Origin of the sequence: Streptomyces sp. NPDC007929, from assembly GCF_042959065.1 — a bacterium.
GTDB lineage: Bacteria > Actinomycetota > Actinomycetes > Streptomycetales > Streptomycetaceae > Streptomyces.
Genome location: NZ_JBIBKD010000003.1, coordinates 786,495 through 801,229 on the forward strand (window position 1 = coordinate 786,495; position 14,735 = coordinate 801,229).

General features: G+C 72.5%; 10 protein-coding genes. 7 read left to right on the forward strand and 3 right to left on the reverse strand.

Annotated elements, in window-relative coordinates:
* Nucleotides 1–240 precede the first annotated feature (240 nt).
* The 6 genes from ACFZDE_RS13250 (at nt 241) to moeZ (ending at nt 7,983) form a co-directional block, all read left to right on the forward strand.
* A complete protein-coding gene (locus ACFZDE_RS13250; RefSeq protein WP_391199828.1) occupies nt 241–1,752 on the forward strand; it encodes a DUF3152 domain-containing protein in 1,512 nt (503 codons plus the stop codon).
* A gap of 254 nt (nt 1,753–2,006) precedes the next feature.
* A complete protein-coding gene (locus ACFZDE_RS13255; protein ID WP_391199830.1) occupies nt 2,007–3,752 on the forward strand; it encodes a DUF3492 domain-containing protein in 1,746 nt (581 codons plus the stop codon).
* Entirely contained in the window at nt 3,749–4,924 is a 1,176-nt protein-coding gene (locus ACFZDE_RS13260) for a hypothetical protein (protein WP_391199832.1), read from the forward strand. The genes ACFZDE_RS13255 and ACFZDE_RS13260 overlap by 4 nt, the downstream gene beginning before the upstream one ends.
* A gap of 120 nt (nt 4,925–5,044) precedes the next feature.
* On the forward strand, nt 5,045–6,004 hold the full coding sequence (locus ACFZDE_RS13265; RefSeq protein ID WP_307177379.1) for an NAD(P)-dependent oxidoreductase: 960 nt from the start codon (nt 5,045–5,047) through the stop codon (nt 6,002–6,004).
* Entirely contained in the window at nt 5,992–6,741 is a 750-nt protein-coding gene (locus ACFZDE_RS13270; RefSeq protein WP_391199834.1) for a spherulation-specific family 4 protein, read from the forward strand. The genes ACFZDE_RS13265 and ACFZDE_RS13270 overlap by 13 nt, the downstream gene beginning before the upstream one ends.
* 63 nt (nt 6,742–6,804) lie before the next feature.
* Entirely contained in the window at nt 6,805–7,983 is a 1,179-nt protein-coding gene (gene moeZ, locus ACFZDE_RS13275; RefSeq protein ID WP_390993757.1) for an adenylyltransferase/sulfurtransferase MoeZ, read from the forward strand.
* Nucleotides 7,984–8,039: 56 nt separating this feature from the next.
* On the opposite strand, the gene ACFZDE_RS13280 is transcribed toward moeZ, so the two are convergent.
* The 3 genes from ACFZDE_RS13280 to ACFZDE_RS13290 all read right to left on the reverse strand — a co-directional run bounded on the left by ACFZDE_RS13280 (nt 8,040) and on the right by ACFZDE_RS13290 (nt 14,090).
* Nucleotides 8,040–9,509: an alpha/beta fold hydrolase gene (locus ACFZDE_RS13280; protein ID WP_391199835.1), complete on the reverse strand. Its 1,470-nt coding sequence runs from the start codon at nt 9,507–9,509 to the stop codon at nt 8,040–8,042.
* A 134-nt stretch (nt 9,510–9,643) separates the two neighbouring features.
* Entirely contained in the window at nt 9,644–11,188 is a 1,545-nt protein-coding gene (locus tag ACFZDE_RS13285) for an alpha/beta fold hydrolase (protein WP_391199837.1), read from the reverse strand.
* A gap of 172 nt (nt 11,189–11,360) precedes the next feature.
* Nucleotides 11,361–14,090: a lysylphosphatidylglycerol synthase domain-containing protein gene (locus ACFZDE_RS13290; protein WP_390993760.1), complete on the reverse strand. Its 2,730-nt coding sequence runs from the start codon at nt 14,088–14,090 to the stop codon at nt 11,361–11,363.
* Nucleotides 14,091–14,276: 186 nt separating this feature from the next.
* On the opposite strand from ACFZDE_RS13290, the gene ACFZDE_RS13295 reads away from it, so the two are divergent.
* Nucleotides 14,277–14,666 carry an MGMT family protein gene (locus tag ACFZDE_RS13295; RefSeq protein ID WP_390993761.1) on the forward strand — a complete coding sequence of 130 codons (390 nt, stop codon included), beginning with the start codon at nt 14,277–14,279 and terminating at the stop codon, nt 14,664–14,666.
* Nucleotides 14,667–14,735: the final 69 nt, after the last annotated feature.

Below are 14,735 nucleotides of genomic sequence, written 5' to 3' on the forward strand. Positions count from 1 at the left end.
GCGCCGGACACCGGCCGGGGAGCCGCCCGGACCGCACCGCCCGGCGCACCGCCCGGCGTGCCGCAGAGCGGCTGGCCGCCGCCGGGCCAGCGCCGCGTGCCGGGCCCACGACCCGCACCGACGGACGGTCCGCAGTCGACGCGCGGTGTGCCGCCAGTGGGAAATCCGCCGCACGGCACGCCGCCTCAGTACGACTTGCCGCCGCAGAGCATGCCGCCGCAGGGCGGGCCATCGCAGGGCATGCCGCGACATGGCGCGCCGTCATATGGCGGGTCGTCACCTGGCACGCCGTCATATGGCATGCCGCCGCACGGCACTCCGCCGCACGGCATGCCGCGCCTGCCCGACGGCTGGCATCCGGACGGCACTCCGGCGCGGGGCGTTCCGCGCATGCCGGAGGGGGCTCCAGCGCAGGGCGTTCCGAGGGTGCCCGACGGCACCCCGGCGCATGGCGTTCCCCGGCTGCCCGACGGCACCCCGGCACGAGGCGTTCCGCGGTTCCCGGACGGGACTCCGCCCCGCGGCGTTCCGCGGCCGGCCGGCGGCGCTCCGGCGCGAGGCGTTCCGCGGTTCCCGGACGGGACGCCCGCGCACGGCGTTCCCCGGCTGCCCGACGGGACGCCCGCGCACGGCTTCCCGCAGGCGCGGAGTGGGCATCCCGAGCAGCGCGAAGCCGGGGGTGGCTGGGGCGAGTTGAGGGGGAGTGGCGGGGGGCCCGCCGGTGTCGGTGCTCCCATACCGCGGCAGCGCCGGGCCTCCGTGCCCGAGCCGCGACAGGACTACCTTGACGCCTTCCACGAGGAGGACGACGTCTTCGCGCCCCGTACGCCCGCCTCCGCGCACGCCGCGGACGCCTACGCCTCCGTCTCCGACTGGACCGTCGGCACCCCGGCCGCATCCGGGCCCGGCGACGACGACGCGAGGCCCACCGGCGCGCCCGTCGCGGGCAAGGGCGGCAAGGGCCGTACCTTCACCGGCATCGCGGCCGCCGCCGTCACCACCGTGCTGGCCGTCATCGTCGCCGGTCAGGTCGCCGACGACCCCGACGGCGCGGGCGTGCAGTCGCAGTCCGCCCCCGACCGCGCCCGTGACGTCCGGGGCGGCGCGTCCCGCGCGGACGGCCGGGCACCCGCCCCCGAGGCCACCCCGCTGACCTACGCCGAGAAGATGGGCCGGACCTACCCGCTCGGCGTCGAGCTCAAGGGATCCGGGAAGTTCGACGCCGTCCCCGGCATCGCCAAGGCGCCGGGCGCCGGCCAGAAGTTCACCTACCGCGTGGACGTGGAGCAGGGGCTCGGACTCGACGCGGAGCTGTTCGCCGAGGCCGTGCAGAAGACGCTCAACGACCAGCGCAGCTGGGCCCACAACGGCGCGCGCACCTTCGAGCGCATCCACTCCGGCGAGCCCGACTTCGTGATCACGCTCGCCAGCCCGGGCACGACCGCCGACTGGTGCGCCAAATCGGGTCTGGACACCACCGAGGACAACGTCTCCTGCGACTCGGCCGCGACCGAGCGCGTGATGATCAACGCCTACCGGTGGGCGCAGGGCTCGGAGACCTACGGCGACGCCGAGATCCACGCCTACCGTCAGATGCTCATCAACCACGAGGTCGGGCACCGCCTCGGCTACGGCCACGTCACCTGCGACAAGGACGGCGAACTCGCGCCGGTCATGCAGCAGCAGACCAAGTTCATCGACCACGACGGTGTGGACTGCCGCGCCAACGCCTGGCCGTATCCCGGGAGCTGAGGCGTCACGGCCGGTGCGGTGAGGCAATGACGCCGCGCTCGGCGTCGGGATTTGGCGCGGCATGACGATCCGTGTCTGGTTGATCTCCTAGCGCGACAGAACGCGACCCGCACAGGAAAGTTACGACCGTTCACCCCTTTTGGTGGTGCGACGGACAACCGTCCATCGCACCACCGCCTTGTCCGCATACGTTCGTCCCGCTGCGAGCCGCCGGGCAACGGTGGCTCCCCATACGGGAGATCGGGGGTGCACTCGTGCGGATCGGACTGCTTACGGAAGGTGGCTATCCGTATGTGAGCGGTGACGCCAAGCTCTGGTGCGACCGGCTGGTGCACGGACTCGCCCAGCACGAGTTCGACGTCTACGCGCTCAGCCGCAGCGAGCACCAGGAGGACGAGGGCTGGATCCCGCTGCCACCGAACGTCCGCCGGGTGCGCACCGCCCCGCTGTGGATGGCCGAGGACGACGAGGTGGTGCTCGGGCGCCGCGCGCGCCGGCGCTTCACCGAGCACTTCGGGGAACTGGCCGCCGTGCTGTGCGGAGTCCCCGAGGGCGCCTCGGGCGCGGCCGGGAACGTGCCCGAGGGTGCGGCCGGGAGCGTTTCCGTGGGCGCGCCGACCGCTGAGGCGGACCGTTTCGCCAACGCTCTGTACGGACTCGCCGAACTCGCCCGCGACGAGGGCGGGCTGGCAGGAGCCCTCCGCTCGGAGGCCGCCGTACGCACCCTGGAACGCGCCTGTCGCGCGCCCGGCGCCCATCACGCCGCGCGCGGGGCGCGCGTACCCGATCTGCTCGCCGTCGCCGGCCATGTGGAACGCGCTCTGCGCCCCCTCTCCCTCGACTGGTACGAGGACGACGGGCTCGGCGCTGTCGACCTCTGCCATGCCGCGTCCGGCGGCACGGCCGTTCTGCCCGGCCTGCTCGCCCGGCACTTCACCGGCGTCCCCCTGATGGTCACCGAGTACGGCGTGCGCCTGCGGACGCACTACCTCACCACTCCGGACGCCCCACCCGCCGTACGGTCGCTGCTGGCCGCCTTCCAGGGGCGGCTCGCCGCCGAGGCCTACGGTCGGGCCGAGGTCGTGACCGCCGGCAACACCCACACCCGCCGCTGGCAGGAGCGCTGCGGCGCCGGCCGCGACAAGCTCCGCACGGTCCACCCCGGCATGGACGCCGGGCCCTTCGCCGAAATCGGCGAGTCCCCCGACCGCGCGGACCCGGACACGCTCGTCTGGGTCGGCCGCGTCGAGCCCGCCAAGGACCTGGTCTCGTTGCTGCACGCCTTCGCGGAGGTCCGCAAACAGCAGCCGAGGGCCCGTCTGCGCATCGTCGGCGCCCCCACCGGCCCCGAGGGCGCGGCCTACCTCGGACACTGCAGGTCCCTGGCCGCCCAGCTCTTCCCCGACGAGGCCGCGGGCCCGCATGCCACCGGCGACAACCCGGTGTCCTTCGAGGAGACCGGCGGCCCCGACCTCCCGGCCGCCGCCGACGCCTACGCCTCGGGTGCCGTGACCGTCCTCTCCAGCGTCGTCGAGGGCTTCCCCGTCGGCCTCGCCGAAGCCATGCTCTGCGGGCGCGCGACGGTGTCGACGGACGTCGGCGTGGTCGTGGAGGTCATCGGCGGCACCGGGCTCGTCGTGCCGCCGCGCAATCCGCGGGCGCTCGCCGAGGCGTGCGTGGCGCTGCTGCGTGACCCCGAGCGCCGTGCGCGCCTGGGCGCCGCCGCCCGCGCCCGTGCCCTCGAACTGTTCACGGTCGAGCAGAACATCGAGGCGTTTCACAGCATTTACCTGGAGATCGTCTCGCGCGCGCCCGTGCGCCGGGTCGCCCTCGACGGGGCGGGGGAGCCGCTGCCCTTCGCGGTTCCCGCCGAGGCACACGTCCCCGTTCGCTGGACCGCAGCGTCCCCCCGCCTCACCACCCGCGGCGGCCCCGGCTGGGCGTCGGGCAGGCCCGTACGCGCCACAACTCCTGCCCCCGCCCCGGGGGCAGCACGATGAGCGGCCTGGACGAACTGGACCGACGGGACGCCGCAGCGCGCTCTGCCGCCGCCTCCACACCGCGGCGCGGGGTCGTCGATCCGGTGAAGGCGCTGATGCACCGTCACCGGGAGCTCTGCGAGCGCGCGGTGGACCCCCTCGAGATCGCCGCCGGGCTGGAGGCGCACGGCATGACCGATCGGACCGCTGCCCGCTTCCGGCACCGGGACGTCTTCGCCCTCGCCGAGGAGATGTACGCGCGCGTCTCCCGGGACGCAGACACCTCCCAGCCCGCCCCGCCCGCCGCTCCCCGCGTGCACGCCGGCTGGGTTGTGCTGACCCTCCTGCCCGGGGTGCTGTGTGCAGCCGCCCTCGCCGCCGTGCACCTCACCCACGGGCGCTCGCGTCTGCTCGCGGCGGCGGCCGGGGCCCTCGCCGTGGCCCTGGCCCTCCACGCGGCCCTGCGCCGAGGGCCCCTCAGCAGGACCGGCACGGACCGCCCCGGGCCACGACCCGGCGCAGCCTCCGGCAGGACCACGCCCTGGACGCTGTGGCTCCTCGCCTACTCCCTCCTGGGCAACGGCCTGCTCGACAACGCGCTCGCCGGCGGCCCCGACACCCTGCCCACCGGCACCGCCGACGGCCCCTGGCCCCTGACCGCCGCCCCGGTCCTGGCCCTGGCCCTGGCCTGCGCACCCGCCGCCTGGGCCGCGCACCTCCTCACCGCCCGCGCCCGCCGCAAACTCGCCGCCAGCCGAGGCCTCGAGGACTTCGCCACCGCCGTACGCCCCCTTCTGCTCGGTGTGTTCGCCCTGTTCCTGGGTGCCCTGGCAGTCCTCCTCACCCTCAGCGGCGCGGCCCTCGGCCAGCCCGCGGCCCACGTCGAGGCCCTCGCCCTGGGCGCCCTCCTCTTCCTGGCCCGCCTCCTCACCACGCACGGCTTCACCTACGCCCCCGCCGTGGTCCTCACCGCGGCGGCCACGGTCGAGGCGGTCGCCCTCGCCACGGTCTTCGCCGCCCGGCTCCCCGGCCTCGGCTTCCTGGCCACGCCCGTCGAAGCCCTCGTCACCACGTGGGGTGCCGACAGCGTGCCCACCCTCACCTGCGCAGCCGCGGCGCTGGCCCTCCTGGTCCACGCGACGCGCAAGCTCACCCGGGCCTCGGCCCACGCACCGCCGGAGCCCGCGCGGTGAGCGCCGCGGACACCGGCCCCACCGCCGCGGGCAACACCCGCCCCGTCATTTCCTTACCGCTTCGAGGAGAACCCGCATGATCACCCACCCAGAAACCCCGGCCACCTGGGGAGCCGTGCGATGAGAGTCCTGTTGATCGGAGCCAACGGCTATATCGGACGCTTCGTCGCCGACCGCTTGCTCGCCGACCCGGCCGTGCAGCTCACCGCCCTCGGCCGCGGGGACGACGCCGATGTCCGCTTCGACCTCGCCTCCGGCAGCCCCGGCGCCCTCACCCGCTTCCTCGACGCGGTCCACCCGGGCGTCGTCGTCAACTGCGCCGGCGCCACCCGCGGCGGGGCCCGCGAGCTCACCCGCCACAACACCGTCGCCGTCGCCACCGTCTGCGAGGCCCTGCGCCGCAGCGGCTGCGGGGCCCGGCTGGTGCAGATCGGCTGCAGCGCGGAGTACGGCCCGAGCCAGCCCGGCTCCTCCACCGCAGAGGACGCCGTGCCCCGGCCCGGAGGTCCGTACGGCGTCAGCAAACTCGCCGCCACCGAACTGGTCCTCGGCTCCGGTCTGGACGCCGTCGTCCTGCGAGTCTTCTCACCGGCCGGACCCGGCACCCCCGCCGGCTCCCCGCTGGGCCGCCTCGCCGAGGCCATGCGCCGGGCCATGCAGTCCGGGGACGGCGAGCTGAAGCTCGGCGGTCTCGGCGCACAGCGCGACTTCGTCGACGTCCGCGATGTCGCCCGCGCCGTACACGCCGCCTCGCTCTCCGCCGCGCAGGGGGTCATCAACATCGGCTCCGGCCGGGCCGTGCGCCTGCGCGACGCCGCCGCCGTCCTCGCCCGCGTCGCCGGATACGGCGGCGCCCTCCACGAACTCGACGGACCGCCCGGCGCCCTGCGCTCGGCCATCGGCCACCCCCGCCCCGACCCGGACCACGCGCCCCCGGTCGCATACCCGTACCCCGACGGCTGCGGCAGCTGGCAGCAGGCCGATGTGCGCACCGCGCGCGACCGGCTCGGCTGGCGCCCCCGGATCGGCCTTGAGGAGTCCCTCGCGGACATCTGGATGGAGGCGGCATGCCGCATCTGACCCGATCCCTGAGTCGCGCCTCGGACACGGAACTGCGCCCCGGCGTCGGCGTCCCCGGCTATGCGCACCCCCTCCTCGCCCCCACCGAGTGGGGTGAGCTGACCCGTCCCGGCACCCCGCTGCACTGGGTGGTCCTCAACGTGGCCGACGGCCCCGGCACCCGCCCCGACCCGCACTGCCTGGAAGCGGCCGGCCGGCTGCGCAACGCGGGCATCCGCGTCCTCGGTCACCTCGACACCCGCTACGGCACCCGCAATTTCGGCGAGCTGATCTCGGACGCGCACCGGTTCGTCGACTGGTACCAGGTCGACGGCTTCCTCCTGGAGCGCTGCCCGGCGGACCACGCCGGGCTGCCCGAGGTCCGCCGCATGGTCGCCACACTCCGTGTGATCCGTGACGCTGCCCACATCGTCCTCGGCCACGGCATCCACCCGCACCCCGGCTACGTCGAACTCGCCGACCAGCTGGTCACCTTCTCCGGGCCGTGGAGCGACTACCGCTGGTCCCAGGTGGCCGAGTGGACCGCCGACCACGCGCCCGAGCGGTTCTGCCACTTCGTCCACGGCGTGCCCCGCCCGCACCTGGCCGAGGCGCTGCGCATCGCCCGCTGGCAGGGCGCCGCGACGGTCTGGATCACCGACCACACGGATCGCGACGGAGAAACCGACCCCTGGGAGGCCATGCCCGGCTACTGGGACGAATTCGTCTCGCGTATCGGAACGGGTGTCTCGGAATGAAAAAGGCCATGGCACTGTTACGGGGAGAACAACCGTAGTGATTGACCGACCAACGGAGTCCCCGTGTCGCTGCCACCCCTGGTCGAGCCGGCTTCCGAGCTCACCGTAGACGAGGTCCGCAGGTACTCCCGCCACCTGATCATCCCCGACGTGGGGATGGACGGGCAGAAGCGGCTGAAGAACGCCAAGGTGCTGTGTGTGGGCGCCGGCGGCCTGGGCTCGCCGGCGCTGATGTACCTGGCCGCCGCGGGCGTCGGCACCCTCGGCATCGTGGAGTTCGACGAGGTCGACGAGTCGAACCTGCAGCGTCAGATCATCCACAGCCAGGCCGACATCGGCCGCCCGAAGGCCGAGTCCGCCCGTGACAGCGTCAAGGGCATCAACCCGTACGTGAACGTGATCCTTCACGAGGAGCGGCTCGAGGCCGACAACGTGATGGACATCTTCAGCCAGTACGACCTGATCGTCGACGGTACGGACAACTTCGCGACCCGCTACCTGGTCAACGACGCCTGCGTGCTGCTGAACAAGCCGTACGTCTGGGGCTCGATCTACCGCTTCGACGGCCAGGCGTCCGTCTTCTGGTCCGAGCACGGCCCCTGCTACCGCTGCCTCTACCCGGAGCCCCCGCCCCCCGGCATGGTCCCCTCCTGCGCCGAGGGCGGCGTCCTGGGCGTGCTCTGCGCGTCCATCGGCTCCATCCAGGTCAACGAGGCCATCAAGCTCCTCGCCGGCATCGGCGACCCGCTGGTCGGCCGACTGATGATCTACGACGCCCTGGAGATGCAGTACCGCCAGGTCAAGGTCCGCAAGGACCCGAACTGCGCGGTCTGCGGCGAGAACCCGACCGTCACCGAGCTCATCGACTACGAGGCCTTCTGCGGCGTCGTCTCCGAAGAGGCCCAGGCGGCGGCCGCGGACTCCACGATCACTCCCAAGCAGCTCAAGGAGTGGATCGACGACGGCGAGAGCATCGACATCATCGACGTCCGCGAGCCGAACGAGTACGAGATCGTCTCCATCCCGGGCGCCCGGTTGATCCCGAAGAACGAGTTCCTCATGGGCAGCGCCCTGGAGAGCCTCCCGCAGGACAAGAAGATCGTCTTGCACTGCAAGACGGGTGTCCGCAGTGCGGAAGTCCTCGCGGTCCTGAAGTCCGCGGGCTTCTCGGACGCGGTGCACGTCGGCGGTGGCGTGATCGGCTGGGTCAACCAGATCGAGCCGTCCAAGCCGGTGTACTGACCTTTCCCCGCGGCGGGGGCTTCCGGCACGAAGGGTGCCCGAAGCCCCCGCCGTCGTCATGAGCAGACCTTGCCGTCCTTCGGCACCGAGCCGTGCAGCAGATACGCGTTGACCGTGGAGTCCACGCAGTCGCTCCCACTGCCGTAGGCGCCATGCCCCTCGCCCCGCCAGGTGAGCAGCACTCCGACGCCCTTGCCCAGCTCGCTGGCCATCCTCAGCGCGCCCTCGTAGGGTGTGGCCGGGTCGCCGGTGTTGCCGACGACCAGGACCGGTGCCGCGTCGGGGGCGCTCACCTCCGGGGTGTCGCGCTGTCCGGGCACCGGCCAGTCGTGGCACCAGCCGGCCGTGTCCCAGCCGAGGAACGTCCCGAAGACCGGGGAGATCTTCTCGAACCGAGGCAGCAGCTTCTTCGTCTCGGACACGGTCGGCCGCTGCTTGTCGTCCAAGCACGATATGACCCGTTGGGCATGGGTCGTCGTGCCGTAACGCCCCGAAGGATCGCGTTCGTTGTAGCGGTCGGCGAGGGTCAGCAACTCCGAGCCGTCGCCGTCCTCCGCCGCCTCCAGAGCGCTCGACAGGGTCGGCCAGCTGTCCTTGCTGTACAGCGGCAGGATGATGCCGGTGACCGCGAGGTTCTGGGTCAGCTTCCGCTCCGGCGTCCCCGTAGGCAGGGGGCGGGCGTCGATGCGGCGGAGCAGCTCCGCGATCTTGCGCGTGCCGTCCTCGGGGTCCTGGCCCGTGGACGTGAGATAGCCGTTCAGCGCGCGCTGGAAGCCCTTGGCCTGGTTCTGGGCATGCCGCACAGTGTCCGCGGTGGGGTCGACGACCGCGTCCAGCGTCATGCGTCCCACCTTCTTCGGGAAGAGGTGGGCATAGGTGCCGCCGAGCTCGGTGCCGTAGGAGATGCCGAAGTAGTTCATCCTGTCGTCGCCGAGGACCTCCCGGATGCGGTCCATGTCGCGGGCCGAGTCGGCGGTCGAGACATGCGCCATCAGCTTCCCGGCGTCCTTCTGGCAGCCCTTGCCGAAGCCGGCGGCGTCCTCGAAGTACGCCTTCTCCTCGGCGGGGGTGTCCGGGGTGACGTCCACCGACTCGGCGGCCTGGATCTCCTTGTCACCGCGGCAGCGCACGCCCTCGCTGGCACCCACGCCGCGAGGGTCCCAGCTCACCAGGTCGTACCGCTCGCGCAGGGAGGAGACGGCCGGGGTGTACGACGGCATCATGGAGACGCCCGAGGCGCCCGGGCCGCCGAAGTTGAACAGCAGTGAACCGAGGCGGTCGTCGCCGCGGGCCTTGGCGCGGATGAGCTCTAGCCCGATCGTCTCGCCGTCCGGCTCGGACCAGTCCAGCGGCACCTTCACCGTCGCGCACTGCCATTCGCCGCCAGGCGCCGGCCCGTCGGCGGTCGCCTTGCAACGGCCCCAGGAGAGCCCGCCCTTGTCGTCGCCGGACGAGCCGCCGCCGCAGCCGGTGGCCAGCAGGGCCGAGGCGGCCGCCAGAGCGGTCCACCGAACCAAGCGTGTCATCGCGCATCCCCCTCGCAGGCCGTCCGCTCCGTGCCGCGGATGGCGGTCAGGCCATGGTAGGCAGATCTCGCGCCGTCCGTTTCAGCCTGTGGATAACCTTCTGACCTGCGATTTCTCCGGGATCGGTGCAGGTGTCAGGAGCAGACGGTCCCCGTCGGCGGCACCTTCCCGTCCAGCAGATAGCCGTCCACCGCCCCCTGTACACACTTGTTCTTGCTGTCGTAGGCGCCGTGCCCCTGGCCCCGGTACGTCAGCTCGATGCCGACGCCCTCGCCCAGCGCCTTCACCATGGCCCGAGCGCCCTCGTAGGGCGTGGCCGGGTCGCCGGTGTTTCCCACGACCAGAATGGGGGCCGAGCCCGGAGCACTCACGTCCGGGTGGTCGGCGGCTCCCGGTACGGCCCAGTCGGTGCAGCTGAGCATGGACCACGCCAGGTAGTCGCCGAACAGATTGGACGCGGCCCGGAACTCGGGCAGCTTCCGCTCGACGTAGGCGGTGTCGTAGCGGGGCTTGTCATCGGCGCAGTTGATGGCGACGTTGGCGGGGGTGATGTTGCTGTACTCGCCGTTCTCGCTGCGCCCGTTCATCGAGTCGGCCAGCGACAACAGGATCCTGCCGTCGCCGTCGTACGCCTGCTCCAGACCCTCGGTGAGGTACTCCCAGAAGTCCTTCGAGTACAGCGCCTGTGCGATGCCGCTGGTCGCCGCGGTCTGGGTCAGCTGGCGCGGGAAGATCCCCTCGATCGGATTGCGGTCGAGGTCGTCGAGGAGTCTGGCGATACGGTCCTTCACGTCCTGGGCGCTGTCACCGATCGGGCAGTCCTCGGCCTGCGAGACGCAGTCCTCGGCGAAGTTGTCGAGCGCGAGCTGGAATCCCTTGGCCTGCCCGAGCGATCCCTGCTCGGGGTTCTGCGTGGGGTCGACGACGGCGTCGAACACGGCTCGGCCGACCCGCTGGGGGAACAGGTGCGCGTAGACGCCGCCCAGCTCGGTGCCGTAGGAGATGCCGAAGTAGTGCAGCTTGTCGTCGCCGAGGACCTGGCGCATCAGGTCCAGGTCGCGGGCCGCGTCGGTGGTGCGCACGTGCGGCAGGATCTTCTCCGAGTTGTCCTCGCAGGCGTTGTTGAACTCCTTGGTGTTGTCCACCAGCTGGGTGCGCTCGGCGGCGTCGTCGGGGGTGGCGTCCTGCTGGAAGAAGGCGTCGAGCTGCTGGTCGTTCTCGCAGATCACGGGGTCGCTGCGGCCGACCCCGCGGGGGTCGAAGCTGACCAGGTCGTAGCGGGTGCGCAGCTTCTCGTAGCCCTCCGCGAAAGCGGGCAGGGAGGTGACGCCCGAGCCGCCGGGGCCGCCGAAGTTGAAGATGAGTGAGCCGATGCGGGCGTTGTCCGCGCCGGTCGTCCTGACCCGGATGAGCTCCAGGCCGATCGTGTCGCCCTTCGGGTCGTCCCAGTCGAGTGGGGCCTTCATGGTCGCGCACTGCCACTCCCCGTCGTCCGGCAGCGGTGAGGGCGAGGGGCCTCCGCCCTGGGCCGCGTCCGGGGCCGGGCAGGCCTTCCAGCTCAGGTTCTGCCGCGTGAGGTCCTGGTCCTTGGCGTCGTCGCCGCAACCCGCCAGCACGGTGGACAGCAGCACGGCGGAGGCGGTCAGGGCGGCGGCGCGCAGCCGGGGGAGCGATGGCATGGTTCCATCCTGCGGCGGCGGCGAACGGGGCGCGCGGGACGCGTGCCGTATGAGGTAGGAGGGGCAGGGGAGGCCGCCGCCGGAGAAGGTCCGCTCCCTGCCGGTCGGGTCAGAGACGGCTCCGCTCCCCGCCTGTCGGGTCAGAAGACGGCCCCGCTCCCCGCCGGTCGGGTCAGAGGGCCTGCTTGCGTGAGAGGTGGTTGAAGGCCAGCCAGCCCGGCAGCACCGGCAGCCACAGCGTCAGCAGGCGGAAGAGCAGGACCGCCGGCGCCGCGACCTCCTTCGGCAGCCCGACGGCGATCAGACCGACCGTCAGGGTCGCCTCGACCGCGCCCACACCACCCGGCGTCGGCGCCGCGGACCCCAGCGCGTTGCCCGCGAGGAAGACGACGGCGACGCTGGCGATGCTGATCGACGTGGACTCGTCGCCGAACGCGCGGATGGACGCGTCCAGGCACATGACGAAGCAGGCGGTCAGCAGCAGCATGCCGCCGATGCCGGTGACCAGCTTCTGCGGCCGCTGGAGCACGTCCAGCATGCGTGGCACGACCCCCGCGAACAGCGACCGCACGCGCGTGACGACGAACTTGCGCAGGAACGGCACCGACGTCACCACGAGCACCAGCACGGCCACCGTCAGCAGCCCGGCGATGACCGTCCGGGACGGCGAGAGGGACGGCGTCTTCTCGGTGCCGGTCAGGTATCCGAAGGACAGCAGCATCAGGATGTGGCAGCCGAGGCCGAACAGCTGCGAGGCGCCGACACTCGCCACCGCGAGCCCCGGCCGCACTCCCGCGCGCTGCAGGAAGCGCGTGTTCAGGGCGACCCCGCCCACCGCCGCCGGGGCGACGATCTTCACGAACGACCCGGCGACCTGCGCCGCCACGGTTCGCACGAACGGCACCCGCTCGGGCACGAACCCCAGCAGCGCCATCGCCGCAGCGACATAGCTGCACATCGAGAACAGCACGGCCGCGGCGACCCAGCCCCACTCGGCGTTCGCGATGAGCGGCCCGAACTCGATGTGCGTGAGCTGGGTCAGCAGGAAGTACGCGCCGATCGCGCCGGCGATGAAACTGATCAGCGTGCGCGGCCGCACCCGCTCCAGCCGGGCCGGCTCGACGGGCGCCTGCGGCCGGATCCGCAGCACCGCGTGCCGGATCTGGGTGAGCAGGTCCTCCTCGCGGGCCTCCTCCAGGGCCTCGTCGATCGCCCGCTTCTCGGCCCGCTGCTCCGCCCGTACGGCCTTCTTGTCGGGCTTCTCCAGGACGACGGGCGAGTCGTCCGCGTCCTCGCCCAGGCGGGCCTGCTTGGCCTGCCGGGACGCCTCCAGGACCGCCTCACGTTCGCGCTGTGCTCGCTCCCTGGCCAGTCTGCGCAGCGTCGCGCGCGTGGAGCGGCTCAGCGCGATGGGCTGGAGCATCGGCAGGCAGTCCGCCACCGCGTCGGGGCCGAGCACCCCGACCGCCGAGGCCACCGCGCGCTCGGCGCCCACCCGCAGGCCGAGGGTCACCAGCAACTGGGAGGTGTCCATGCGCAGCAGCAGATCTCCGGCCGCGATCTCGCCGACGCGCAGGTCGGTGAGGATCACCTTGCCGGAACGATCCACCAGAATCGCGTCACCCACCAGCCTGCGGTGCGCGATGCGCCGCGACTGCAGGGCCTTCACCTGGCGCCAGGTGTCGCGCAGCAGGCCGTCGGTGATCTCCTCGTCCGGCAGCGAGTCCAGGGTGCGTCCGCCGCTGTGCTCGTAGACGAGCATGACCGCGTCGGGGCCGAGCTCGGAGGTGGCGATCAGCTTGGGAGCGTTGGCCCCGGCCGCGATGGCCGCGTACGCCAGCAGGGCCTCCTGCTCCAGGGCCTGGCGCAGCGACTGGAGACTGCTGCGGGTGGCGAAGCCGCGCAGGGTCAGGTTGCGCCAGGCGCGGTAGAAGAACCCCTGGGCCTGCTGCTCACGGTCGACCACCGTCACGTCCAGGGGCGGGCCGTCCTCCAGCGTGACGAAGTAGCGGCGGCCCCGGTCCCCGGTGTCCGGGTTGTCGGAGGTGTCCTCGCGTGAGGCGCTGACCGGGCGGAACCCGACGGTCCGCAGACCGGCCATCAGCGTCTGCCCGGTGGGACGGACGTTGGGCGAGCCGACCGCGTACAGCGTGCCGTAGGCCACGGTCCAGCCGATCAGCACGGTCAGGATGATCGAGAACGGGGTCGTGTACCCGGTGACGAGCATCGAGAAGGCGTCGAGGAGCAGCACGACCCACAGCACCGCGCGCCATCTCGGTCTGCGTGACATGCCGACGGCCGTCATGTAGGCGATGACCGGGGCGAGATAGCCGTGCACGGGATCGGTCAGGGCGTGGATGTCGCCGGGGGAGGGCTGGGTGAGCGCCTCCTGGATCGAATCGGGGGCGGCCCGGGCCACCCACAGGTCCGTGGCGAGGGTCACACCGTGCGCGAGGACCGCCGCGAGGACGCCGTCGGCGATGCGCAGCCCGTCCCGCTTGATCAGGCGCTCGATGGCGAAGGCGACCGGCACCAGCAGGATCGCGATGCTGGAGGCCAGCCCCGCGATCTTGATGAGCAGGTCGGGCGCCTGTCCGGTGCCCTTGTTGATGTCCTGTTCGAGGCCCGAGGTGGTGCCGTGCGCGAAGGCGGCGATCCCGATCAGGATCGCGACGGCGAGCACCCCCACCAGCAGGCGCATCAGGTCGGACGGGCGGTGCACGCGCGCGGGGAGCAGCGGTTCGTCGCCCTCCACCTCGTCGATGTGCGCGAAGTCGGGCTCCTCGGCGGAAGCCCGGGCCTTCTTCGCGGCCCCCTTCGGACCGTCGGCCGGGGTGTCCGGGCGCGACGAAGCGTCAGAGGTGCCCTCCGTGTCCCCGGGGTGCGCACCCTGCTGCTTCATCGTCTCTTCTTGATCTCGTATCACCGATCACCGCCCGCACGATGGTGGCATGCCGCACCGGCACACGGGGCAATCAGGGTGCACATGCGGGGTCGGACAGTCTGCCCGACGCGCCCCTGCCGGGCGAGGGAAACGCTCCGGAGCACGCCACGCCCGTTGTCGGTGGGGTGGGGCAGGATGGGGCGGATGAGTGAGCAGAGCCCTGAGGGGGGCCGGTACGAGGACGGGCCCGCGCACGCGCTGCCCGAGTACGCCGAGCAGGTCCTCGACGTCGCCGAACTGATCCCGCCGGGTCGCGTCATGACCTACGGCGATGTCGCCGAGTGGCTGGAGCAGGGGGGCCCGCGGCAGGTCGGCCGTGTGATGGCGCTCTACGGGGGAGCCGCTCCCTGGTGGCGGGTCGTCCGGGCGGACGGCGTCCTGCTGCCCGGGCACGAACAGCGGGCCCTGGGCCACTACCGGGCGGAGGGCACGCCCCTGAAGACGGCGAGCCGTGCCGCCGAGGGCCACCTGCCGCGCATCGACATGAGACGGGCGCGGTGGGACGGCGGCGATCGCGCGGAGGGTCACACCTGACAGCTTCCGCCATCGGACGGCCTGTCGTGTGACGCGTGATCCGTACGGGGGAATCGGGGCACACCGGGG